General features: G+C 70.2%; 16 protein-coding genes and 4 pseudogenes. 9 read left to right on the top strand and 11 right to left on the bottom strand.

The annotated features are described in order from the left end of the window. Positions 1–307: 307 nt before the first annotated feature. Positions 308–553: pseudogene (locus tag OO67_RS39980) on the bottom strand (helix-turn-helix domain-containing protein); the annotation flags it as partial. Between the two features lie 344 nt (positions 554–897). Between OO67_RS39980 and OO67_RS21490 the strand changes: the two are divergent. Then, entirely contained in the window at positions 898–3,195 is a 2,298-nt protein-coding gene (locus OO67_RS21490; protein ID WP_078598147.1) for an MMPL family transporter, read from the top strand. Positions 3,196–3,317: 122 nt separating this feature from the next. Here the strand turns inward: OO67_RS21490 and OO67_RS21485 are convergent, their stop codons facing one another. Next, entirely contained in the window at positions 3,318–4,172 is an 855-nt protein-coding gene (locus tag OO67_RS21485; protein WP_033302677.1) for a pentapeptide repeat-containing protein, read from the bottom strand. 408 nt (positions 4,173–4,580) lie between these two features. Continuing rightward, positions 4,581–5,648 carry an NAD(P)-dependent alcohol dehydrogenase gene (locus tag OO67_RS21480; protein WP_033302676.1) on the bottom strand — a complete coding sequence of 356 codons (1,068 nt, stop codon included), beginning with the start codon at positions 5,646–5,648 and terminating at the stop codon, positions 4,581–4,583. A gap of 101 nt (positions 5,649–5,749) precedes the next feature. On the opposite strand from OO67_RS21480, the gene OO67_RS21475 reads away from it, so the two are divergent. Continuing rightward, positions 5,750–6,343 carry a TetR/AcrR family transcriptional regulator gene (locus tag OO67_RS21475; protein WP_033302675.1) on the top strand — a complete coding sequence of 198 codons (594 nt, stop codon included), beginning with the start codon at positions 5,750–5,752 and terminating at the stop codon, positions 6,341–6,343. A 2,103-nt stretch (positions 6,344–8,446) separates the two neighbouring features. On the opposite strand, the gene OO67_RS21470 is transcribed toward OO67_RS21475, so the two are convergent. Next, positions 8,447–9,184: an SDR family oxidoreductase gene (locus OO67_RS21470; RefSeq protein ID WP_033302674.1), complete on the bottom strand. Its 738-nt coding sequence runs from the start codon at positions 9,182–9,184 to the stop codon at positions 8,447–8,449. Positions 9,185–9,596: 412 nt separating this feature from the next. Here OO67_RS21470 and OO67_RS39970 point away from each other — a divergent pair. Further along, positions 9,597–10,337: pseudogene (locus OO67_RS39970) on the top strand (Vgb family protein); the annotation flags it as partial. Positions 10,338–10,482: 145 nt separating this feature from the next. Here OO67_RS39970 and OO67_RS21460 read toward each other — a convergent pair. The 4 genes and pseudogenes from OO67_RS21460 to OO67_RS21445 all read right to left on the bottom strand — a co-directional run. After that, positions 10,483–11,076: pseudogene (locus OO67_RS21460) on the bottom strand (transposase); the annotation flags it as partial. Positions 11,077–11,146: 70 nt separating this feature from the next. Next, complete coding sequence (locus OO67_RS21455) at positions 11,147–12,067, bottom strand: phosphatase PAP2 family protein (protein WP_033302673.1); 921 nt, start codon at positions 12,065–12,067, stop codon at positions 11,147–11,149. A gap of 95 nt (positions 12,068–12,162) precedes the next feature. Then, on the bottom strand, positions 12,163–13,119 hold the full coding sequence (locus tag OO67_RS21450; protein ID WP_033302672.1) for a hypothetical protein: 957 nt from the start codon (positions 13,117–13,119) through the stop codon (positions 12,163–12,165). Beyond that, positions 13,116–13,457, bottom strand: a complete 342-nt coding sequence (locus OO67_RS21445) for a PadR family transcriptional regulator (protein ID WP_033302671.1) — start codon at positions 13,455–13,457, stop codon at positions 13,116–13,118. Before OO67_RS21445 ends, OO67_RS21450 begins: the two co-directional genes overlap by 4 nt. Positions 13,458–13,718: 261 nt before the next feature. Between OO67_RS21445 and OO67_RS40650 the strand changes: the two are divergent. The 3 genes and pseudogenes from OO67_RS40650 to OO67_RS21435 form a co-directional block, all read left to right on the top strand. Next, positions 13,719–14,394, top strand: a pseudogene (locus OO67_RS40650) (transposase); the annotation flags it as partial. A gap of 139 nt (positions 14,395–14,533) precedes the next feature. Then, the gene (locus tag OO67_RS21440) at positions 14,534–15,034 is read left to right on the top strand and encodes a cupin domain-containing protein (protein WP_033302670.1); all 501 of its coding nucleotides are present in this window, start codon (positions 14,534–14,536) and stop codon (positions 15,032–15,034) included. Positions 15,035–15,207: 173 nt separating this feature from the next. Continuing rightward, positions 15,208–15,651 (top strand): SRPBCC family protein, encoded by a 444-nt coding sequence (locus OO67_RS21435; RefSeq protein ID WP_033302669.1) that lies wholly within the window; start codon positions 15,208–15,210, stop codon positions 15,649–15,651. Positions 15,652–15,763: 112 nt separating this feature from the next. Here the strand turns inward: OO67_RS21435 and OO67_RS21430 are convergent, their stop codons facing one another. Continuing rightward, positions 15,764–16,069: a hypothetical protein gene (locus OO67_RS21430; protein ID WP_033302668.1), complete on the bottom strand. Its 306-nt coding sequence runs from the start codon at positions 16,067–16,069 to the stop codon at positions 15,764–15,766. A 322-nt stretch (positions 16,070–16,391) separates the two neighbouring features. Here OO67_RS21430 and OO67_RS21425 point away from each other — a divergent pair, with 322 nt between their 5' ends. Continuing rightward, positions 16,392–18,188: an ABC transporter ATP-binding protein gene (locus OO67_RS21425; RefSeq protein WP_033302667.1), complete on the top strand. Its 1,797-nt coding sequence runs from the start codon at positions 16,392–16,394 to the stop codon at positions 18,186–18,188. Positions 18,189–18,409: 221 nt separating this feature from the next. After that, positions 18,410–19,066 (top strand): hypothetical protein, encoded by a 657-nt coding sequence (locus OO67_RS21420; protein WP_033302666.1) that lies wholly within the window; start codon positions 18,410–18,412, stop codon positions 19,064–19,066. Positions 19,067–19,106: 40 nt separating this feature from the next. On the opposite strand, the gene OO67_RS40645 is transcribed toward OO67_RS21420, so the two are convergent. Both OO67_RS40645 and OO67_RS21415 read right to left on the bottom strand, forming a co-directional pair. Continuing rightward, entirely contained in the window at positions 19,107–19,280 is a 174-nt protein-coding gene (locus OO67_RS40645) for a hypothetical protein (protein ID WP_341864649.1), read from the bottom strand. After that, on the bottom strand, positions 19,281–20,357 hold the full coding sequence (locus OO67_RS21415; RefSeq protein WP_051709621.1) for a LacI family DNA-binding transcriptional regulator: 1,077 nt from the start codon (positions 20,355–20,357) through the stop codon (positions 19,281–19,283). It lies immediately after the preceding gene. Between the two features lie 695 nt (positions 20,358–21,052). Here OO67_RS21415 and OO67_RS21410 point away from each other — a divergent pair. Further along, a complete protein-coding gene (locus tag OO67_RS21410; protein WP_033302665.1) occupies positions 21,053–23,062 on the top strand; it encodes a beta-galactosidase in 2,010 nt (669 codons plus the stop codon). Positions 23,063–23,468: the final 406 nt, after the last annotated feature.

Genomic DNA, 23,468 nt, shown 5'->3' with positions numbered 1-23,468 from the left:
ACCCGGGGAGGGGCGCCAGGCGGTTCACAGTGCGGACATGGCGCCCCTGCTGCGTTTGCCACCTGGATGTTCCTCGGTCCAGGTGACTGCCCTGGGGCGGGACGCGGATCTGATGATCAGACGCCGCTGACCGGGTGCGGGGATGTCGGCTGACCGAGTTCCCCGTGGCCGCAAGAACGGGGTGCTCACCCATGGGGTCGGCCTGGTGATCGATGGCGCGAAAGTCGACGGAGGGCGCACTCTCAGGACAGGGGGCTCGTCCCGCAGCCGAAACACCGGAGGGCGGAACACCGGCTCGGCTGGACTGGCGGCGGTGATTCTGGTCGCGCCAGGACCGAGGTGAAATCCCGTACGCCTGTTGGAAGACTTTGCTGATGTGGGTCGCATCCACGAAGCCCCAACTCCGGCCCGTAGCCGCGATGGTTCGCAGCGGGGTGTGCGGGCCTGCCGGTTCGCGCCGGCATTCCGCCAAGCGGTGCGAGCGGATTCAGTCACCGAGGCTGATGCCTGAACGGGCCAACACCGTGTAGAGGTGTCGGACCGAGATGCCAGGAGTTGCGCCAAGACCCCGCTCGCCAGCAAGACCGATTCATCTCACAGCCGGGACCGAGGGATGCCAAGCGTCGCCCCGCGCGGAGGCCGTAGCGGGACAGCGCCGGTACGACGGCCGTAGCGGGACAGCGCCGGTACGACTTTTCAGGCGTCAGGGTGAAGTCACGGCCCAGCCGGTGTCGCAACAGAGCAGGTCGCCGATAAAAGGACCGCATGATCAGCACCTCCCGCGGGGTCACGTCCACCATGCCTTCACAGCCGTTGCCCTGCCATGTGCCTGTGCCTGCGCGCTGAGTGCGGCACGTTGACCGCAGGCCGCCTCCGCTCCGTGAAAGGCACTTCCGCATGCCCCGTTCTGTGAACGCTTCGAAGCGTTCCGTGCCGTCGGATGCCGCCGCGGTGGCCCCGCCCAGCGGAGACAGGGGCGGTCTGACGGCCCTCGCCACGTTCTGCGCGCTGCACGCACGGACCCTGTTGGCCGCTCACGCGCTGCTGGCGGTTCTGCTGGGCGTCCTGGGCGCGGGCGCGTTCACCACGCTGTCTTCCGGCGGGTACACCGCGAGCGGCACCGAGGCGGCCCGCGCGGAGACGGTGCTGGCGCGGCAACTCGGCGCGGGTTCGGCCGACATGACGGTCCACGCGCGCACGGAAGCCGGTGTCGACAGTGCGGCTGCCCGAGCCGCCGGCCGGCATCTGAGTGCCTGGGCGGCCGACAGCAAGGGGGTGCGGCAGGCGGTGTCCTACTGGGACACCGGCCAGGAGCAGTTGCGCTCTGTGGACGGCCGCGCTGCCCTGTTGCGTCTGGACCTCGAGGGCGACGAGTTCGCCGCGATGCGTACGGCCGAACGTCTGACACCGGGGCTGGCGAGGGAGGCAGGAGTCCTCGAGGTGGAGTTCACCGGTCCGGCCGTCGTCAACTCGGAGGCGTCCCGGCAGAGTCAGCGCGACCTGTTGCGTGCTGAACTCATCGTTCTGCCACTGACGTTCACGATCCTCGTGCTCGCTTTCGGCTCGCTCGTCGCAGCCCTGCTGCCGACCGTGACGGCCGCGGGAGCTGTCGCAGGCGCGTTCGCGGTGCTGAGACTGGTGAACGAGTTCACTCCCATGTCGGTCTTCGCACTGAACATCGCGGCTGCGCTGGGCTTCGGGCTGGCGGTCGACTATGCCCTCTTCGTGGTCACGCGTTTCCGTGATGAGCTGGCCGGCGGACACACGGTCACCGATGCGGTCGTGCGAAGTATGAGGACAGCCGGACGCACCGCGCTGTACTCCGCCCTCACGGTGGCCGCGGTCCTCGCCGTGGTCCTGGTCTTCCCCGTGCCGTTCCTGCGGTCCCTGGCCATCGCCGGGATCACGGTGGTACTTCTGGGAGCCGCTGTCACGGTGACGGCGCTGCCCGCCCTGTTGGCCCTGACCGGACATCGCGTGAACCGGTGGGACCCCCTGTCGCGATGGCGCTCCGGTGCCGGGCGCACGTCGGACAGCGCTACGTGGAGGGCGATCGCCCAGGTGACCACCGGACGACCGGTGCTGTCCCTGTGCCTGAGCATCGTCGTTCTGGTCCTGATGGCGGTGCCCTTCGCGCATGCCCGGTTCGGGATCGTCGACGCACGGGTCCTGCCGGCGGACACACCGGCGAGGGTGACGGCCCAGCACATCGACGAAGCCTTCTCCGTCGACAGTGACCGTACGCTTGCCGTCGCACTGCCCGGGACGAACGCCTGGGCCGGCCGTGAGCAGCTCGACGCCTACGCGGCCCGTCTCTCGCAGCTCTCCGGTGTCGGCGCGGTCCAGGCCGCGACCGGGGTCTACCGGCACGGGAAGCGCGTGGAAACCGCCCCTGCCGGTGTGCCGGGAGCGGTGGCGCCGCAGGGCACCTGGCTCGCGGTATCGACGACCGCGCCTCCGCAGAGTGATGCCGCCCACGAGGTACTGCACCGAGTGCGGCAGCTCCCCGCGCCGGGCCCTCGCCTGGTGGGCGGGCGTCCCGCGCAGACCGCTGACACCCTCGCGGTCATGTCCGAACGGCTGCCCTCGGCCGCACTGCTCGCAGCCATGGCGACCCTCACCGTCCTGCTGGCCTTCACCCGCGCTCTGCTGGTGCCCGTGAAAGCCGTCGTCGTCGCGGCGCTGAGCTTGACCGCGAGTCTGGGCGCTCTCGTCTGGATCTTCCAGGAGGGCCACGGCCGCGGGCTGGTCGGAGACTTCACCGTCACCGGCCACCTGGAGACCACGATGCCCCTCCTCATGTTCACCCTCGCCTTCGGCGCCTCGGTGGACTACGAACTCTTCCTGATGGCCCGCATCAAGGAGGAGTACCTGGCCACGGGGGACCACATCCAGGCGATCATCACCGGCATCGCCCGCACCGGGCGCCTCGTCACCGCGGCGGCGCTCGTCGTCGCCGTCGCCATGACGGCCCTGGCCAGTTCGGGCATCACCATGCTGAAGGTGCTGGGCGTCGGCCTCGCCATCGCTGTCCTGGTCGATGCCACCATCGTCCGCGGGGTCCTCGTCCCGGCGGCCATGCGCCTCACCGGTGCGGCCAACTGGTGGATGCCGCGGCTGTCACGCCGGCCACCGCGGACGCACACGCCCGGCGCGCCTGCCGTGACGGGCCCAGCGACGGAGCGATCGACCTGATCACCTCCGGGACGGCCACGCTCACGGGTTCCGCAGGGATGAGCCCGAGCGGGTCGCCGGCGGCCGGCCGGCCCGGGAAACCGTGGCTTCCCAAGCGTGGCGTGCACGGGGAGTCCTGCCTCCTACGAAGCCGGGCCGGCGGTCCGGGCTCCAGTGCCCCAGTGTCCGGGCCGCTGGAGCGCCGCCGGGATTTTGGTCGTCAAGTCGCCCCGCGCGGCGTTGAGCTGCGGCTGCGTGAGGAACAGAGCTCCCGTCAGATCCGCCCCGCAGAGATTCGTGTCCCGCAGGTCCGCACCGATGAGGTCCGCCTCCCGGAGATCCGCGCCGGACAGGTCGGCGGCGATCAGGCGGGCGCCACGCATGCTGGCCCCGCGCAGCTTGGCGTTCCGCATGCGCTTGCCCATGAGATCGGCGCCCCGGTGGTCCTTCTTGCGGCCGGGCACCTCGGCGCGGGCAAGCTCGCCGGCCCGCAGCAGCAGTTCGTTCACTTCGCCGCGTACCGCAGGTACGTCGACGGCCAGCAGCGATTCGGCCGTGTCCCGGGTCATCGCGTCGATCCGGTCGTAGGCGCGGAGCAGAGCGCGGCGGACGGGCCGGGCGGCCGGGAGGCCCGTGGCCTCGGCGATGTACCGCAGCAGTTCGTGCAAGTGCCGCATGACCGGGAAGACGTCGTACATCGCGCCGGCCGACGCCGGCTCCTCGCGCCAGCTGCGGCCCTCGAAGGTCACCTGGGAGACCTTCTGCCCGGCCCCGAAACAGTCGAAGACCGTGCAGCCGTTGTAACCGCTGTCTCGCAGTCGCTCGTGGATACCGCAGCGGAAATCCTGCCGGAGGTTACCGCACGGGGTGCCGGCGGCCTTGTTCGCGGCGAAGTCCGCCGAGCGAGCGAAGGGCAGCGCCACGCAGCACAGGCCGAAGCAGTTCCCGCAGTCGGCCTCGAGGTCGGGGTTGACAGCGTTCGGGGTGGGCTGGGACAAGACGGGTGCTCTCCTGATGCGGCGGGGCGGTGGACCACTGCTGGACCCCCCTGCGATGTCTGGTCCTGCGGACGGAGGAAGGCAGCGGCCCACCCTATTCGGTCCCGTGTGCCGCCACCACTTGCGGCCCGCCCTCGCCCGCCTCCGGGGGGCGGGCCTGGAGCGGCTCCGCGAGAGCACACGAGTCGGTGCGACGGGGCCCGGCGCTTGACCTGAGCCGTGTTCCCTCTTCCGGGTCCTGTCTCCTCAGGCCGATCCGGAAACGGCCGAAGCTGGTCTCGTCCGGACCGGCCGGCCGTGGGGCCGGGCTGCCGTCGCCCCGGGCCCCTCGATGGCTGCGCGCCCGTGGCCCCGGCCGGGAAGCCGAGGCCACGGAGCGCCGGTACCTTGCTGTTCCCGGCTGCTCGCTCAGCTCGTCCGGCTGCCCGCCGCGAAGTCCAGGTCGGACATGTCGAGTACGAAGCGGTAGCGGACGTCGTTGCGCCGGAGACGGTCGAGGGCCTCGTTCACCTGCGTCGAGGGGAGCACCTCGATGTCGGCGGTGATGCCGTGCTGGGCACAGAAGTCGAGCATGGCGGCGGTCGCGAGCCTGCCGCCACTGCCTGCCGAGCTGAGTTTCTTCCGTCCCACGAGCAGGTCGGTCGTCTCCACGGTGACGGGTCCGAGGTGCCCGAGGTGGCTGAGTGTCCCGTCCATCGCGACCAGGCGCAGGTAAGGGCCGAGGTCGTGCGGGGCGGAGATGGTGTCGATCACGACGTCGAACCGGTCGCGGGTGTCAGCCATCTGTTCCGGGTCCGTGGAGACGACGAAACCGTGAGCGCCGAGACGGCGAGCGTCGTCCCGCTTGCCCGGTGAACGGCTGATGACCGAGGTGTCGGCGCCGAGCGCCACGGCGATCTTGACCGCGAGATGGCCCAGGCCGCCCAGCCCGGCCACGGCGACCCGTGTTCCCCGCCCCACACCGAGGGCGTGCAGCGGTTCCCAGACGGTGATGCCGGCACAGAGCAGCGGGGCGGCGGCGGCCGGATCCAGTCCGGCGGGAAGGGGATGGGCGAAGCGGTCGCGGACAACGTACTCGCGGGAGTAACCCCCCAGGGTCGTCGATCCGTCGTGCCGGTCGAGGCCGCCGTAGGTCAGGGTCGGGAAGGCGTGACAGAAATTCTCCTGACCGGCCAGGCACATGGCGCACGCGCCGCACGAATCGACGATATTGCCCACCGCGACGGGGTCGCCGACGGTGAAGCGTGTGACCGCGGGTCCCGCCCCGGTCACCACACCCGTGAACTCGTGCCCCGGCACCAGGGGACGGCCTGCTTCGCCGGACCTGACGCTGACGGCGTGCACATCGGTGTGGCAGACACCGCAATAGTCGACCCGGACCGCGAGGTCGTCGGGGCGCAGATCTCGTCGTTCCAGCCGCGTCAGGCGCAGGGCCGACGACGAGTCGTCCACCTGCCAGCCAACAGTGCTCCTCATGGCGCCTCCTTGTAGACAGACTGTTCGGTCTATTACGTTGACGCTTCCAGCCCGCTAGGCAAACCAACTGTTCTGTCTGCTCTGTCTGCTAGCGTGGAGGCATGGTTGACCAGCCCCTGACCGCGCGTGGAGCCGCGACGTACCAGCGCATCCTCGAAGTGGCGACCCAGGAGTTCGCCGAGTACGGGATCGCCGGTGCGCGCGTCGAGCGGATCGTGGGAGCGGCGCGCACGAACAAGGCGCAGCTCTACTCCTACTTCGGCAGCAAGGAAGGGCTCTTCGACGCCATCTTCTTCGGCTCGCTGGAGCGGATCGTGAACGTCGTCCCGATCGACGCCGCCGACCTCGCGGACTGGGCCGTACGCCTCTACGACGAGTATCTTCGCCGACCCGACCTCATCCGGCTGGCCACCTGGGCGCGCCTGGAGCGACGCCCGGCCGGCCATCTGGTGGGCGATCCCGACCCTCTCGACGACCAGAAGCTGCGCGCCATCGCCAAGGCCCAGGCCGCCGGTCTGGTGCGCCAGGGAGACCCGTTCGACGTCATGGCCATGGTGATCGCCATGTCCATGGCGTGGTCACCGGTCAGCAATGTCTACGCGGCGACGGCGCAGGAGCCCACCGAGCTGCACGAGCAGCGTCGAACGCTGCTCCGTGAGAGTGTCCGCCGCGCCATGACGGCCGATCACGTCTGAGGGCTCCTCCAGATCATCGGGCGGGCCGGAGGAAGGTCCGGGCATGTGGAGTCCGGCCCCGTCGTCGGAGACCGCGCAGGCGGGCCATGGACGTCGGGGGGCGGCCCGGTCCCGGGCCCGGCGCCACCGACTTCGGACGGGGCGAAACCCCTTGGGGTTGCCTGGCCGGCCCGGAGTGCACCAGTTCGGCTGGAGAGCCATGAGCTCTGCCGACCCGGAGGAACATGAGCTCTGCGTCCTCCGCCCGGTCCGACACGGAGTCTCAACGACACCTCGACGCGCAGGCCCTGCCTGCCTGCGCGCCTGACCGCTGACGAGCGAGGGGCCGTGCAGACCCGTTCGATCCGCTCCGTGAGAGGCGGTGTGCGCAGGGGGCGAGTTCAGCTCGCCGACCACCATGCTCGACTCGCCGGCTGCGCGCCACGTCACGGCAGGCAGGGCATGTCCGGCGGGTCGGTGGTTCGGTCGTCCGCCGTAAGGCATCGCCACCCGCCGCCCGGAAATCGGTGGAGCCGCACTCTCGTGTGCCGCTACCCTGCTCCCGCCCGCACTCGCCCTGTCAGGACGTGCCGATGTACACCGAGTGAGAACCCCGAGCGCTGATCCGTCGCGCGTCGCACATGTGCGCCGCGCTCCTTTTCGCTGCGGTCTTCCCACTGGAACCGGTGTATCTCTGTGTCCAAGAACCGGGTGGTCGTGCCCACCCGCCTGCCGATCGTTCTCCGTCGTTGTCACATGTGTGCCTCCGGGCGCATCCGGGTGGTGAGCGGCGAAGCCCGCGTCCTCTCGAACCACGGGCTTGTCGACGCCTGGCTCCTCGCACTGTGCCGCGAACGCGGTGACGCCACCGGACTCACCGTCCCGGAGCGGATGGAGGTGCGCTCCGTACTACCCGAACTCCTGTGTCTGCCATGCCACTTCAACCCCGGCCCGACAGGTGAACCCCACCAGGGCCGGGACGCGCGGCGCCGCGAGGTGGGCGTCTCGCGCCGGACCGCGCGGCCGGCCTGGCAGTCGCCGTACGGTCCACCGCCGCACCGGACGTGCCGCGGCCGGTGGGCGGCTGTGCCGGGGGCGGCCAGCTCGCGGTCCGCTTCGTGGCGCGCCTACCTGCGTGGTCGGGGTGACTGAACGCCGAAGGGTCCGGCTCTTCGCGAGCGCAGGCCGAGGGCCTGCCGTCCCGGAGACCTCCTCCCCGCAGTCCGCCTGAGTGGCGAGCTCTCGGCCGGCTCGACCGTCATTGCCGAGCGCTGATGCCTTCCGGCCTGGGCCTGCCCGGCATTCCGATCCGCCGGGCAGGCCCGGTGCGGATCAGTCACCTTCGGTGGTAGGCCCGGTGATGGGCGTCATCGGGTGCGAAGCCGGAGTCGTGTGAACGGCTGACGGGTTCGGGCGGTCCGTTGCGGTTGCCTGCGGCTGATCGCCAGCCAGGCGAGGTGGTGACTCGGACTTCACCGGCGCGGTCCCGCGGTGTCTACGAGAGACTTCGCTGAGGTTCCACAACCCTGCGCAGGCACTCGCGGTCGTTCTCGCTGATCAGCCCTTCCGGAAATGTACTGTCGTCCAGCAAGGCGCGCAGCGCGGAGGCGTGGGCGGTGAACGCAGCTCTGCACCACTCGCGTTCGGGGTGATCGCTCGGGCATGCCGTATGCCATGACCTCGTCGAATCCCGCGAGCTCCGAAAGGCACAACCGGCGCAGCCTGCCCAGGGCGTCCCTGCGCTCCTCGGGCGCCTCAGCCGGGTACCCGTCGACGTCTTTCGCCCTGCTCTGCACCATGCGGCGACCCTACTCCGGCCCGATACGCGTGCCGGCGGCCGAACCGGCCGCCGTCCAGGGGTTCGGCGCGCGGTCTGCGCCGAGCGCCACCGTCCCTGCGGTGTTCCTTCCGGGCGGACTTACTTCAGGACGTCCGCGCCATCGATCAGAGGACGTACTCCGGACCAGGGATCCACCACCCGGTCGTCCGGAACTGCGGTGGTCAGCGGGGTCGGCGGGTGCCGGCCGACGCCTGTTGGTCCGGTGGTCCGGGAATGGGCCGGCGCCGCCCTGCGCAGCAAGCAGTTGACGTTTCATCACAGGTCAACCAGTGCTTGATGCGGCACTAATGTGACGCCAGCCAGTCCGCGTAACGGGTGGGGGCGAGCGAGGCTTCGCCCTTGCCCGTGAGGACGTCTCCGCGAACGGCGGCGAACATTCCGGCGGTGTCGTCGGTGGTGACCGTACGGCTGTCCGACCGGGCCGCGAGAGCGATCCTGCCGAGCTCGTCGAGAGGGAACACCTCGGGACCCGCGATGTTGTGGATCCCTTGCAGGGGCGGGGCCGCGGCGGCTGCGGCGACCGCGTCGGCGACGTCCTGGGCGGCGATCGGCTGGATGGGGGTGGCGGGCAGCCGGACGGTGTCACCGTCGGCCGTCCAGCTAAGGACCGAGTCGATGAACTCCATGAACTGTGTGGCGCGGACAATGGAGTAGGGGATCGGCCCCTCTGTGAGGAGCTGTTCCTGAAGAGCCTTGGCGCGGTAGTAGTCCAGTTCGGGCACCTGGTCCACGCCGACGATGGACAGCACCACGAAGTGGTGCACCCCGCCCTTCCGGCCGGCGTCCAGCAGATTGTCCATCGACTGACGGAAGAAGGCCGGCGAGGCCTCGTCGAACGTCGGCGAGTTCGTCAGGTTGACGATGACGTCGACGCCGGCCACCGCCTTGTCCACGCCCTCGCCGGTCACGACGTCCACGCCCGTCGACTGGGAGTGGGGCACCGCCTCGTGTCCACCGGCGGCGAGCTTTCTCACGACCTTCGATCCGATCAGCCCCGTACCGCCGATCACCGCGAACTTCATGACAGGCCCTTCCGCCGGAGGACGTCCTCGTCCCTGATACAGCTCACCCGATCCACTGAAGCACGCCTGCCGCCGGACTGCACTCGCTCCTCGTACGCGGGACGGCTGCAGCGCAGGGCCTTCCGCTCCGTGAACCGGTGTTCGCGGGAACCGGAGCGACGTTGGTTGATCCTGACCGTGCCCGGCCGCTCGTGTCCGACCGCTCCGGGCGGGATCGCCGGGGCCCCTCTGCCGGGCTCCCAGGGCAGTCCCACGCTCCTCGTCGACGACCGTACGGATGGCGACCCGCACGGCAACCGACCCCAGCCCCGTCCATCCGATACCAGCCAACGGGCGGGTCGTCCTCTTCGGACCGCTGGTGGACGGGACGAACATCGAGGTGGGTGACTTCACTCAACTCGGCCCGGACAGCGGGCCGACGGTCATCACGAACGGGCCGGACGGCGCGCTCCGGTTCACCGAGTACGGCGCGCACCGGATCGGCCGGATCACGACCGACGGCCGGGTGACGGAGTTCTCGGTGCCCACACCGGAGTGCGGGCCCTTCGGTATCGCCCAACGGCCGGACGGCGCGCTGTGGTTCACCGACACCGCGGCGGACCGCATCGGGCGCCTGACCACGGGCGGGGTGGTCAGGGAGTTCCGCTGCCTCGCTCCGGGGTGTTTCCCTCGGTGATCGCGGCCGGCCGGGATGCCATGTGGTTCACCATGAACCTGGCCGACGCCATCGGCCGGGTCGGCCAGGTCGGCACGGACGCGGCCGGATTACGGTCCACGACCTGCCCACCGAGGGCGCCGCACCTGTGGGGATCGCCGTCGGCCGGGACGGAGTGGTCCGGTTCACCGAGATCGCAGTCGGACGGACCGGCCGGACGGACCGGGACGGCCGGATCGCGGAGTACCCGCTGCCGGACCGCTCCGCCCGTCCGCATGCCGTCACCGCCACCGCCGATGCCGGCGGTACTCCGTGGTTCACCGAACGGGGCGGCAACCGGGTCGGCTCGACCGCCTCCGACGGGACCGTCGCGCTCCGCGACCTCCCACTCCGGCCCCGGAGCCGCAGGGCATCATCCTGGGGCCGGACGGCGGCCTCTGGACAGCACTGGAGATCGGCGACCTCGCCCGTGTCGTGCCTGCCGGCAGCACCAACTGACCAGGGTTTCACTCCCGGCCCGGGCCGCCGCGCCGCGACGGGCCGGGGCACGGCCGTCCTCAGCCCCTTCCCGGCCGGTCCGCCGTCACCGCGTGACGCTCCGCGAGGCCGGCCTCCGGCAACTCCCGCGTCTAGTACCGCATGAGGCAACGTTCGCCCTGTCGACGACGGCGCGCAGGTGCCGGTCGTCGGCATGGCGGTTTCGCCAGATGATGTAGCGGCGGATCATGCTGCCCTGCTCTTTGTGGGTAGCGTGGTCGGTGCCGTCGAGGGTGAAGTAGCGCAGGTCGGTGAACTGGGCCTCGATGCGGTTGAGCCAGGAGGAGTTCGTCGGGGTGTAGGCGATCTCGACGTTGTTCGCCGCGGCCCAGGTGCCGACCCGCTGGCACTTCTTCGTGGTCAGGTGCGGGGAAGAGTTGTCGCAGACGATCGCAATACGGACCTTGTCCGGGTAGAGGGTGCGCAGGTAGCGGCAGAACATCAGGAACTGCGTCCGCCGCTTGACCGGCTTGATGTGGCCGTAGAGCTTGTCCTTGGCCAGGCCTAGGGCGGCGAACAGGTGCCGTACTCCGCTGTAGCGGTTGTAGGTCGCCCGCCGCCTGCGGCGCGGCTCACGGTCGGGGTCCTTGTGCTTGCCGCCGCGCTCGGCCCACTGCTTCCCGGGGTGGGGCATGAGGTTGAGCGGGCCGAACTCGTCCATGCAGAAGATGATTTCGGGCTCGCCTTCCTCGGCCAGGACCCTGGGCGGGGGCGTCGGACCGCCGCTCTGCCAGGATGCAACCGGTTCCCGCCCGGAGCCGGCCGGGTGGTCAGTCCAGTGCGGGACGTGTGCGGCGTGCGGTGCGTGCGGGCTGCCCGACTGCGGCGTACCAGACCAGGGCCGCACATATGAAGGCCGTCGCCGCGGAGACCAGTGACCTTGTGAGGGTGTCGGGCCGTGCGCCGGAAACGAGGGCGACGATCAGTGCCAGCGCCAGGGCGATGACATGCAGCGCACGAGGGCTCCGCGTGGCGCCTGGCGCGGCGGCCGACGGCAGCAGCCAGGTTGCGAGGCCGTAACAAGCACAGGCGAGCAAGGTGGCTCCCAGCACTTCGCTGGGCCGGTGGCCGCCCATGGTCGCGGTGGCGGCGGCGATGCAGGCGAGCCACAGCACACCGGCCGTGGCGACGTAGGGGCGGATGCGGGGGGAAACCACGAGGACGGCGGCGAGGGTCAGCGCGGCGGGGATGACCGTGTGCCCGCTGGGAAAACCCTGATCAAGGAGATTCTCGGGCGCGCCCACCAGATCGGGGCGGGGCACGGTCGATTTGAACACCTCCTTGGCTCCGATCGCGAGAATGGCGACCCCCAGCGCCGCGAACCCCTGCCGCCAGCACCGTCGCACCAGGGTGAGGAGCACGATGACGGCCAGGCCCACCATCACGGTGGGCTTGGCGCTCAGTTCCAGCGGCGGCAGGGGCGTCGAGCCGTAGACCGATCCTGACAGGGGGTAGATCCATGCTGCTTCGCCACCCTGTATGCCGAGGTAGAACCACGGGTTCTCAGCTCGTTGCCCCCACGGGGTGCAGATGGCGAGCAGGTAGACCGTCAGGAACCCCAGGGTGTACAGCAGGGCCGGCATCCACGGCCGCGTCGTACACGACGGGCTGGTGTCGTCGGGGGCCTCGGGGGCCTGCCTTGAGGCCCCCGGACGGTGCGCGGCCAGGGACGGAGAATCGTGCTGAGTCATCGCTCTGTTTCCTCTGTTGGGGGGGAGTTCCGTCACGCACGTGTTGCGGCACGACGTGGGCCTCCGGGCTCGGTCGGCCCACCGGGGGCCCGCTCCTATTCGGCGCGTGCCTGCCCCTGTCGGCGCTGGGCGGCGATCGCCAGGGCGGGGAGGGGTGATATCAGCAGGATGAGGACGACCAGGTCCGGAAAGGACTGCATGAACGCGTCCGGACGGACGACGATCGCCTGCGTGCGGACGATCGCGACCGCCGCGACGGGGATCAGCCACCGGCGGTCGCCGGTGGCGGCCGTCGCCGCCCACGCGGCGATCAGCGCGGCGACTTCGAGGGCGAACAGACCGCGCTGGAAGGTCGGACTGACGGAGATGATGTGCAGGCCCCCGGCCACGAACATGGCGAGCACGACAGGGACCAGCCAGCGGTACGAGCGGCGTCGCAGACGGCTGGTACGGTAGAGCGCCAGCACGGCGCACGCGGCGCACAGCATCCCCGAGAGCACCAGGTCACGGGCCGTTATCGGGGCGCCAAGACCGTAGTAGCTCAGGCCCGCCTTGCCCTCGTCGCCGAAGAGGATGCGGCCGTGGGACGTGGCGCCGGCCCAGATCATGGCCGCCGCGGCCGGCAGCGCGATCCACGCTCTGCCGCGCAGCAGGGCGATCAGGCAGCCCAGCGGGAGCAGCCCGTAGGGCAGCAGGCGTATCCGCGTGGGACCTTCGGCCCACGGGTACCAGCCGGAGAAGTGGAAGGCGATGGCGTGCTGTCCGGGGTCGATGTGCAGTGCCCAGTGCCACACATCCTGCAAGTACGGAACCAGCGCTAGCGCGGCGAGGGCCAGGGCGGCCAGATGGATGCCGTCCAGCCACCACGGCCGGGCCGTGTCGTCGACGACGGCACGGGCGCGGGCCTGCACCCCGGCGCGCACCAGGGCGGCAACTTCCCGCGGCGGGGGCCAGGAGCGGCCGGGGTACGCCTCGGACAGGCAGGCCAGCACCTCCTCTCCCTGCCGGGAACGGTAGGGCTCGGGATGGGCCGCAAGCAGCAGACGGTTCATGCCGGGGCCGGTCCGGCATCCCGCGAGTGTCCGATGACGACGGCCGCCGCCTGCTGCATCCGCAGCGCCTCCCGGCCGAGCGCCTCGGTGCCGTCCTCGGTGAGCCGGTAGTAGCGCCGCGCCCGTCCGTCCACGATCTCCTCATGGCCGGCGGCCACCAGCCCGGCCCGCTTCATCCGTTCCAGCGCGCCGTAGAGAGTGCCGACAGCGATCCGGAGCCGCCCGTCGGTGGCCTGCTCGGCAGCCTTGATGATGCCGTAACCGTGCAACGGACCATCCATGAGTGCAGCAAGGATGAAGTACTGCGGTTCCGTCAAGGGAGGATTCTGTCTGCGCATGCATCGAGCATATATCGAGCTACGAAATATATCTGCCAGCCCTGGGTGATCAACGGCAGCACCTCCACGCCCGCGGCGAGCGTCACCCTCTCCCGGCCGGCGGGCGCGACGGCGATCTCCTCGACGCACCCGCGCGGCGCTGGCGGATGCTCACCGCGACCTGGTCCGGGCCGAGCGGAATGTGCTTCTTACCGGGTCCGCCGGACCCGTCTCGCCTCTGTTGAATCTTCTATGGACCAGACCCTGTTCGCCGGGACCGGCCGGGAGATCAAGAAGATCGCCAAGTCCGAGCCAGCCGAGCACGGCTTGCCGGTCTCGACCTGAAGTCCAGCCGAGCTGGCCGACTTCCTGGTAGCCGAGGGGGCATTCGACGACATCAGCCACGAGGGCCTTCGGGCCCTGCTCCGCGAGGAAGGCGTCTGATTTCAATGCATAAAGACCTGGAAGGCCTCACACGACTACGCGGCCAAGAAGGCCCAGGTCAAACACCTCTACGCGATCACCGACGGTGAGGTCATACCCGAGGAAGGCGAGCCGAAGTCGTCTTCTGCATCGACGAGTTCGGGCCGCTCAACCTCCAGCTCCACCCCGGGCGGCAGTGGACCGAACGCGGCGGCAGCCACAAGGACCCCGCCCGGGAACCGAGGCCCCGCCGGCGGGCGCCCTACACCCGCCCGCACGGGGTCCGGCACCTGTTCGCTGCCTACGCCCTGGCCAAGGGCGAGCTCTACGGGGCACATCAAACCGAAGAAGAAGCGGACCAGGTTCCTGGAGGTCTGCCGTTACCTGCGCAGTCTCTACCCGCCCGAGATCCGCATCGCGATCGTGCTCGACAACTTGAGCAGGGCAGCATGATCCGTCGCTACAGCATCTGGGAAACAAGCACGCCGCCGACGAACGCCTCCGCGAGGTCGTGAACGGGGCGAACGTTGCCTGATGCGGCACTAGAAGCTGACGTCGCCGATCCCGCCTAGGAAGAAGGAACGCAGGGCCGCGCTTTCGACCCAGGATTGGCCCAGGTTCCTGGCGTCCGAATGGCTCTCGGAGCTGGGCCGGTTCGGTCATAGAGTCGTGCCATGACCGAGAACACGACCACTCCGTTCCCTCCGGTACTCACCCGCCACGCCGACGCCGAGACCTGTGTCGACCCGAGCAGCACGATGCGTCTGCTCGGCGAGGCCCGTCACACGGACGACGGCTTCACGAGCTACCGGTCCACCTTCGCCGAGGGCGCGGTGGGGGCACCGGCCCACTTCCACACGAAGGCGACGGAGCTGTTCTTCGTGCTGGGCGGAGCCCTGCGCGTGCTCGTGGGCGAAGAGGTGACCGTCCTGCGGGAGGGAGACTTCCTCGCGGTCCCGCCCCGTACCCCGCACGCCTTCGCCGCTGCTCCCGGCTCCACCGCGGACGTCCTGTTCGTCTTCGACCGCCACATGGACCGCTTCGAGTACCTGCGTCTGCTCGGCAGGGTCATGCGAGGGGAGGCCGACCCCCAGGAGATGGCCGAGTCCGCCCAGCGCTTCGACAACCACTACGTCGAAAGCGCGGTCTGGCGCGCCGCACTGGAGGCCTCGTGAGCGCGGGCGGGGCCCGGCGGTCGTGAGCCGGGCCCCGAGCCGCGCGGCGACCGTCCCGGCCGTGGGTGCCGCCCGGCGGTGGCCGGGAGGCGAAGGGCCATGCGTGCGCTGCCGACTATCGGGTAGTCGGCAGCGCAAGGCATAACCGAGTGAAAGAAGGGGTTGTTTTCCTTATGTCCTCCTCCCTCGTCGAAACCGTCGACATCAAGGCGCCCGTCAGCGTCACCTGGGCTCTCTGGAGTGATGTGACGCAGTGGCCGAAGTTCCTGAGCCACGTTCGGCGGGTCGATCCGATGGACGAGCGCCGGTTCTCCTGGCAGTTGTCCCTGCCGGGCGCCGACAAGGGCTTCGTCGCGGAGCTCACCGAGGTCGTCCCGCAGGAGCGGATCGCCTGGAAGACCATCGAGGGTGTGCATCACGCGGGTGTGGTCACCTTCCACCGGCTCGACGACACCTCGAGCCGGGTCGCCCTGCAGATCGAGTACGACCCCACCGGATTCGTCGAACACCTGGGTGCCCTGACCAACCTGGACTCGGCGCTGGCCAATTACGACCTGGGCGAGTTCCAGAAGCTCGCCGAGTCCACTGCGGCGGGTGACGGCCCTCGAGGCGTGTGACCACGGCCCGTTCGCCGGGGGCTGATTCCCCGCAGACGTGACCGCCCGTGCGCACTTCCGGGGTGCGCGCGGGCGGTCACGTCTGTCGTAGAGCCGGAAGCCGGCGCGGAAGTCAGCGTCGTGAAGGCGTGGAGGAATCAGGCCGAGGGGCGTCGGGAGTGACCGGGGCGTCCGGGACCCGCCCGTGAGGTGCCTCGTCCTTCGTCCGGCGTGCCGCGGCGTACTCACGTGCGGTGCGCAGCGGTGACTGGGTCCACTCGGCGAACCACCAGACGCCTGCCACCACGCACGCCCACAGGAGTCCGCCCAGGACGGCGTCCGGCCACGGTGCCTGCTCCGCCCACCGTTCCACGGCGGTCAGCGCCACCCAGCCACCGAGCAGGACGGTCAGAACTCGTACGCGCCTATATCTGAACATCCCGGCCCGATACCCGGTGGACGAGGTATTACGCAGCGTGACCCGGAAAGATATCGATCGCGGTTCCGGAGCGCAGGCCGGTGAAGAGCTGCCGGACTCGACGTTCAGCCCTCGGAGCGCCCCCGGAACGCCCCCGGAACGCCCCCGGAGCGCCCGCGGAGGGCATGTGCGGGGCCGGTCGACGGCGGGGATGCGGCCCGGATGGCGCGTTCCCGGAGGGTGGCTGCGGGGCGGAAAGGCCGGGTACCGGTCGCCGCCCGCTCCCTGTCTCTTCCCGTGGACGGGGGTTGTCGGCAGCGGCGGGAGCGGGTGGGATGATCTCATGAAGAAAGCGCTTTCACCCTCTTCCGCCGAACCCCCGGCGCCCTTCGACCACCTCGATCACCGCTACCGCGGTGAGAACCCGGTCCGCACCCTCGGTCACCTCTTCCGCCCCGACCGTGGTCGGCTGGCCCTGGCGGTCGCCATCTTCGTCGTGAAGCACAGCCCCATCTGGCTCCTGCCGCTGATCACCGCCACCGTCCTCGACGTGGTCGTCCAGCACGGTCCCGAGTCGGGCATCTGGAAGGCGAGCGGCGTCCTGCTGTTCATCCTCCTGATCAATTATCCGCTCCACCAGTGGTACGTACGGTGCCTCGCGGGCAGCATCCGGCGTATGGGCACGACTCTGCGCTCGGCACTCTGCCGCCGGATGCAGCAACTGTCCATCGGCTATCACTCACGGGTGAGTTCGAGCGTGCTGCAGGCCAAAGTGGTCCGCGACGTCGAAGCCGTGGAACAGATGGTCCAGCAGAGTTCCGACATGGGCCTCGGCGCGGTCGTCACGCTGATCGGCGGGCTCGTCGTCATCGGTGTGCGCGTGCCCGAGTTCCTGCCCGTCTTCCTCGTCGTGGTGCCCGCCTCCGGCTTCCTCGTGATGAAACTCCGGGGGCGGCTGCGCAGCCACAACGAGTCCTTCCGCCGCGAGGTCGAGCAACTCTCCTCCCGGGTCGGGGAGATGACCACTCTCATCCCCATCACCCGCGCCCACGGCCTGGAACGTACCGCGCTCGGCCGGGTCGACGGGTCGCTGCGCCAGGTGTTCGCGGCCGGGATGCGCCTGGACGTGATCAACGGCCGCTTCGGATCGCTGGCCTGGGTCATCCTCAACACGCTCGGCGTCCTGTGCCTGACGGGCTCCGCCCTGGTTGCCTACCACGGGTGGATGGCCGTCACCCCCGGGGACGTCGTGATGCTCAGCTCCTTCTTCACGGTGCTGACGGGTTCCGTGACGACCCTGCTGGGTCTGGCTCCCATCCTGACCAAGGGGCTGGAGTCGGTGCGTTCGGCCGGTGAGGTGCTGCAGGCGCCCGACCTGGAGAACAACGCGGGCAAGGCGCGGGTCGAGAGCGTCGTGGGCCGCATCGACTTCGAGGAGGTCGGATTCGCCTACGAGAACGGGGAGCCGGCGGTCGACGGGTTCACCCTCTCCGCACGGCCGGGGGAGACCATCGCGCTCGTCGGCGCGTCGGGTGCCGGCAAGTCCACGGTGCTCAACCTGCTCATCGGCTTCATCCGGCCCACCTCGGGCCGCATCCTCCTCGACGGCACCGACATGGCAGGGCTCGACCTCCGGAGCTACCGGCGCTTCCTGTCCGTGGTGCCCCAGGAGTCGATCCTCTTCGAGGGCAGCATCCGTGACAACGTCACGTACGGCATGGGGGACTCGGACGAGGAGACGCTGATGCGCGCCCTCCGGGATGCCAACGCGCTGGAGTTCGTGAACGGTCTCCCGCGTGGCCTGGACTCGGTCATCGGGGAGCGCGGCGCACAGTTGTCGGGCGGTCAGAAGCAGCGCCTGGCCATTGCCAGGGCGCTGATCCGTGATCCGAGGATCCTGGTGCTCGACGAGGCCACCTCCGCACTCGACAACCGTTCCGAGGCCCTCGTCCAGGAGGCACTCACCCGGCTCGTGCACGGCCGGACCGTCTTCGTCGTCGCCCACCGGCTCTCCACGATCCGGGGTGCCGACCGCATCGTGGCCATGGAGGACGGCAGGATCGCCGAGGTGGGGACCCACGAGGAACTGCTGAACGCGGGCGGTGTGTACGCGGGGCTGCAGCCCGCGCAGCCGCGGTGACGCGACGCTCAGCCCGGTCCGGCTTCCGAGGAGCACGCTCCGACGGGGCAGGCATTGCGGCCGGGGAGCGGCATGACGGGCCGGTCGCTCCGCGGTTGATCACCTCTTCCCCCACCGGGAACCCGCACGGGGTGACGCGTGGGGGCCCGGACGTCTCATGCCGCCCATCCACCGCCGGGCGGGGGCGGGGTGCGGAGAGGGCGCCCCGTTACCCTGGTTCCGTGCAGCGACCGCAGGCCTCGTCGGCCCCCTCCGAGGCACTCGTCGCGGCGTTCCCGGCCCGGCTTGCCGAGGACGTGCGGGCCGTTCTGCCGATCATGCCGGATGCGCGTGTCCTGCGGGCTGGCCCCCTTCCCGTCGAAGTGGAGGGCGTGCGGATCGCTCTCCCCTCACGGATCCACCACGACGAGCCCGGCGGCGAACCGGAGCGATCCCTCACCGGGACACAGCAGGTGATCCTGCATTGCCTGTACTCCCGGCACCACGACGGCAGGGTCCGCCAACGCCGTCTGGGCGTGATCGTCGGGTCGAGCGAGCCGTGGGTGGTTCCGTTCGTCGTGCAACTGGCGGGCGAGTACGTCGTGGAGATCCTGGAGACGATCCTCCATGGGCTGACCGACCTCGGTGTGCCGGGTTCGTGCCGGCGCAAGCTGTACGGAGAGTTCGTCGCCCGGAATCCTTCATACTTCGCCCGGACCGAACGGCGCATGGTGAGCTACTGGTCCTGCCACCACCGCCGACAGTTCCCCGAGTTCGGCACCTACCCGGGAGGGATCCTGGCGGAGGCGCTCCGGTCGGCCGCGTCGGAGCAGGCCGGCATGCCGTGGCCGCGGCAGACTCCGCGCCCACGGACAGCTCCGGGCGGCCGGCGCTCGTGAAGCGCGCCCCCGGCCGGTCTGTCGCGCCGCAGCTCCGTGATCAGAGGCCCGCCCGGTGGGTGCGCATGGCCCGTGCCGTGAGGTTGGGCCGGTAGCCGAGCTCGTCGATCGCGGCGCCGATCCGCGCGCGGGTGGCGTTCTGCATCCCGGAGTCCGAGTGGCAGGTGATCGTCAGGGCGGCCGAGTGGACGTCCACGGCAGGGCGGACGTCCACTCAGCCTCCGGCGGCGGGGAGGGAGGTGCCCGGCCGGCGGACGGCCGGTTCGCCCGTACTGGCCCGGACAGTCAGCCTGGGGGTGATCTCCTTGTACTCCGCGGGCGGCCCGCCCTCGATCTCCTGGACGAGCGCGTGCACGGCTGTGGCGCCGACAGCCGTGAAGTCCTGGTGGACGGTCGTCAGGGGAGGGACGAAGTTCCTGGCTTCCGGCATGTCGTCGAAACCGGCGACGCTCACGTCCTGAGGTACGCGCAGCCGTGCTTCCGTCAGCGCGCGCAGTACCCCCAGAGCCATCTGGTCGTTCGCGGCGAAGACGGCAGTCAGGCCCGGCTCGGCGGCGAGCCGCTGCCCGGCGGCGTAGCCGGAGTCGGAGTACCAGTCACCGTGAATCGGCTCGGGCACAGGCCGGCCGCGGGCCCGCAGGGTGTCACGCCAGCCCTGCAGGCGCAGGCCGGCGGAGTAGGAGTCCCGGGGCCCGGCAACGTGCCGGACGGTCTCATGGCCCAGATCCAGGAGGTGCTCCGTCGCCAGGCGTGCGCCTGTGAACTGGTCGGTGTCCACCACGGCGGGCCGATCGGCCGACCAGGAGTCCACCACGACCAGGGGGATTCCCCGGCGGAGCCCCGCCCCGTCCGTCCCGGCCAGGTGTGACTCGACGAGCAGGATGACGCCGTCGACCGCCTGCTCGACCAGCCGGTCGAGGGCCGCACCCACATCGGCGTGGGTGGGCCGCGTCAACGGCATGAGAGTGATGGTGTAACGCCGCTCGGTGGCCGCAGCGGCCACCGCCTCCAGCGTCCGCAGATTCCCGTAGGAGTGGAGGGTGAACACGATGACGCCGATGCTGCGGAACCGGCCTGACCGCAGGGCACGGGCCGCGCTGTTGGGGCGGTATCCCAGCTCGCTCATGGCGGCCAGCACCCGCTCCCGGGTCGCGGCGCCCACGTTGCTGCGGCCGTTGGCGACGCGTGAGACCGTCTGACCCGAGACGCCGGCCAGCCGTGCCACGTCGTCGATGGACGCCTCACGCCTTCGCTGCCGCCCCTGCCCGGATTCTGCTCGCACGCCGTCCATGGCCTCCTCCGGGCGTCGTCCACCGAGTGGGACGTGATCTCCGCCAGGGTATGCGAGCACACGCCTCCGAAACCGGTGGGGCGGAAGTGTGCCCGGGGTGCGCCGAGTCCGCAGGGTCATGGGCTGCCGTCAGGGCACTCGCTGAGGCCGGCGCGGTTCCGCATTTCCGCGTACAGGGATGTTGACGTCAACATTCTTGAGTGCCTAGGCTCCTGGTGGAGCGGGAACCATGCGGCGGGGACACTGCCGGAACGTTCTCCGCGCAGTCCGAACAGACCCTCCGCAGACGGGCTTTGTCCAACCGGGACGCGTGGTGTACGAACCGTGCGGGGGTGAGGCTCGCATCGGTGCGGACTTCCAGGGGCGAGTCCGCGCGGAACGCTCCCGACAGCCAGGAGGAGTGATGCGTGAGTTCCACGTCCGTCTCCACCTGAAACGTTACAAGCTACCCGGTCGGCCCCGCTGCTTCCCGCCCCTGGAAGTCCGCACCGTGGTCGCCTGCTTCGGACGGATGGGGGGCGGCGGCGTCTCCCGCTCTTCCGCCTCGCTCCACCGGGTCCGCCGACAAGGCGGCGGACAGGCCGAGTCGGCCCGCTGAACAGGTCTCTTCCCGCCCGTGAGGCGGCCGCTGGACGCACGGCACACCAACCGGCACCGGGGATGACCCCCGCGTGCCCGCACGAGGACGGATCAGAATGACGACCGAACGCCCCTGGCCCCTGCACGCCGACGGGATCCTCTACGGGGGTGACTACAACCCCGAGCAGTGGCCGCTGGACGTCCAGCTGGAAGACGTCGAGCTCATGAAGGAGGCCGGTGTCGGTCTCGTCAGCGTCGCCATCTTCTCCTGGGCGCAACTCGAGCCACGTGAGGGAGAGTTCGACTTCGGCTGGCTGGACGCGGTGCTCGACAGGCTGCACGCCGCCGGCATAGGCGTCGCGTTGGCCACCGCGACCGCGTCGCCGCCGCCGTGGCTCACGCGCAAGCACCCGGAGATCCTGCCCGAACTCGCCGACGGCACCGTCCTCCACCAGGGTTCCAGGCAGTCCTACGCGGTCTCCTCACCGGTGTTCCGCGACTACGCCCTGCGGATGACCCGCCGGATGGCCGAGCGCTACCGCGACCATCCCGCGGTCGCCCTCTGGCATGTCGACAACGAACTCGGCTGCCATGTGCCCCACGACTACTCGGACGCCGCCGCCGAGGCCTTCCGCATCTGGCTGCAGGCCCGTTACGACACCGTCGACGCACTCAACACCGCCTGGGGAACCGCCTTCTGGTCCCAGCGGTACGACTCCTTCGAGGAGATCCTGCCGCCGAGATCCGCCCCCACCTTCGTCAATCCGACCCAGCAGCTCGATTTCGCGCGCTTCTCCTCCGACGAACAACTCGTGCACTACCGCGCTCTGCGCGACGTGCTGCGCGAAGTCACCCCGCACGTGCCGACCACGACGAACTTCATGATGACCACCGCCAACAAGTGGCTGGACTACTTCTCCTGGTCCGGCGACATGGACGTGGTGGCCAACGACCACTACCTCACCTCCCGGGACCCCGAGGCCCACATCGGTCTCGCCTTCAGCGCCGACCTGAGCCGGGGGGTCGCCGGCGGGGCACCGTGGATGCTGATGGAGCACTCGACGTCGGCGGTCAACTGGCAGCCCCGGAACGGTGCCAAGCGCGCCGGGGAAATGCTGCGCAACTCGCTCGCCCACGTGGCGCGAGGGGCGGACGCCGTGATGTTCTTCCAGTGGCGGCAGTCCGCCGCGGGCGCCGAGAAGTACCACTCCGCGATGCTCCCGCACGCGGGACAGGACTCCGACGTGTGGCGCAACACCCTGGAGCTCGGGCGGCGCCTCCGGTCCCTGGCACCGGTCCGGGGGAGCCGCGTCACGGCGGACGTGGCCCTCGTCTTCGACTACCCCTCCTGGTGGGGCTCCGAGATGGACGGTCACCCCACTCATGACCTCAGCTACACGGGCGAGGCCATGCGCTGGTACGGCGCACTGTGGAAGCGCGGCGTCACCGTCGACATCGTGTCGGCGAGGAACGACCTGACCGGGTACCGGGCCGTGATCGTGCCCACTCTGTACACGGTGGACGACCAGGACGCCGCACGCATCGCGGAGGCCGCACACGCGGGCGCCAGTGTCCTCGTCACCTTCTTCAGCGGCATCGTGGACGAACACGACCACGTACGGCTCGGCGGCTACCCCGGCGCCTTCCGTGACCTGCTCGGCGTACGTTCCGAGGAGTTCCACCCGCTCCAGGAAGGCGAAGTGCTCACCCTGGACGACGGTACCCGTGCCGACCTGTGGAGTGAGAAGACCCGTCTCGAGGGAGCGGAGGCGGTACGCACCTGGGCCGACGGCCCCCTCGCCGGACTGCCCGCCGTCACCCGCCACAGCGTCGGCAGCGGTCACGCCTGGTACGTCGCGACCCGCCCCGACGGCGACGGAGTCGCAGGCCTCGTCGACGCCCTGCTCGCCGAGGCGGACGTGGCACCGGCGGTGGCCGGCCTCCCGCAGGGAGTCGAGGCCGTGCGCCGGCGCGCCGACGACGGCACCGGCTTCCTCTTCCTCGTCAACCACACGGAACGTGACGTCGACGTACCCGCTGCCGGACGCGAACTCCTGCGTGGCCAGGACGTATCGGGACGGCTCACGGTGCCCGCCCTGGAGGTGGCCGTCGTCCACGAGCACTGACGCCCGCCTCCGGGTTTCCGTCGCCCGGCGAGTCCGTCCGCCCCCGCCACCCCGTCCGATCGGGGGGCGGGGGCGTTCGCGGCGACCCACGAGCCCCGGACCGCCGACAGGAAGTCATGCGGCCGATGGGGGCCTTGACGAGAAGGCCGTAGTGGTCCTCGTGCATGTGAGCGATGCCCGGATGTCGTTCCGGAGCCGGTGATGGACGGATTCGGCTGCCCGTGCGAGGTGTCATACCAGAGCGGGACGCCTGGCGGGCAACTTCAACAACAGCACGCCGTGCACGGGCCATTGACGACTACCGTGTGTTGCGGGTGATCAACGGTGGGCTCCTATCGGTCGAGCCTGCCCCGACCGTTGACCCGGCCTGACCGACCACCGTAGGTGTCACCGGACGAATGCAGAT

It is taken from the genome of Streptomyces atroolivaceus (assembly GCF_000717025.1).
Classification (GTDB): Bacteria; Actinomycetota; Actinomycetes; order Streptomycetales; family Streptomycetaceae; genus Streptomyces; species Streptomyces atroolivaceus.
Note: the sequence above shows the minus strand (reverse complement) of the source record. Positions and strands in the feature narration are given on the sequence as shown.

Coding starts and splice junctions, on each gene's coding strand:
- OO67_RS21490 (WP_078598147.1), top strand. CDS start 898: ATGCCCCGTTCTGTGAACGCTTCGAAGCGTTCCGTGCCGTCGGATGCC.
- OO67_RS21480 (WP_033302676.1), bottom strand. CDS start 5,648: ATGAGGAGCACTGTTGGCTGGCAGGTGGACGACTCGTCGTCGGCCCTG.
- OO67_RS21475 (WP_033302675.1), top strand. CDS start 5,750: ATGGTTGACCAGCCCCTGACCGCGCGTGGAGCCGCGACGTACCAGCGC.
- OO67_RS21470 (WP_033302674.1), bottom strand. CDS start 9,184: ATGAAGTTCGCGGTGATCGGCGGTACGGGGCTGATCGGATCGAAGGTC.
- OO67_RS21455 (WP_033302673.1), bottom strand. CDS start 12,067: ATGACTCAGCACGATTCTCCGTCCCTGGCCGCGCACCGTCCGGGGGCC.
- OO67_RS21450 (WP_033302672.1), bottom strand. CDS start 13,119: ATGAACCGTCTGCTGCTTGCGGCCCATCCCGAGCCCTACCGTTCCCGG.
- OO67_RS21445 (WP_033302671.1), bottom strand. CDS start 13,457: ATGCGCAGACAGAATCCTCCCTTGACGGAACCGCAGTACTTCATCCTT.
- OO67_RS21440 (WP_033302670.1), top strand. CDS start 14,534: ATGACCGAGAACACGACCACTCCGTTCCCTCCGGTACTCACCCGCCAC.
- OO67_RS21435 (WP_033302669.1), top strand. CDS start 15,208: ATGTCCTCCTCCCTCGTCGAAACCGTCGACATCAAGGCGCCCGTCAGC.
- OO67_RS21430 (WP_033302668.1), bottom strand. CDS start 16,069: ATGTTCAGATATAGGCGCGTACGAGTTCTGACCGTCCTGCTCGGTGGC.
- OO67_RS21425 (WP_033302667.1), top strand. CDS start 16,392: ATGAAGAAAGCGCTTTCACCCTCTTCCGCCGAACCCCCGGCGCCCTTC.
- OO67_RS21415 (WP_051709621.1), bottom strand. CDS start 20,357: ATGGACGGCGTGCGAGCAGAATCCGGGCAGGGGCGGCAGCGAAGGCGT.
- OO67_RS21410 (WP_033302665.1), top strand. CDS start 21,053: ATGACGACCGAACGCCCCTGGCCCCTGCACGCCGACGGGATCCTCTAC.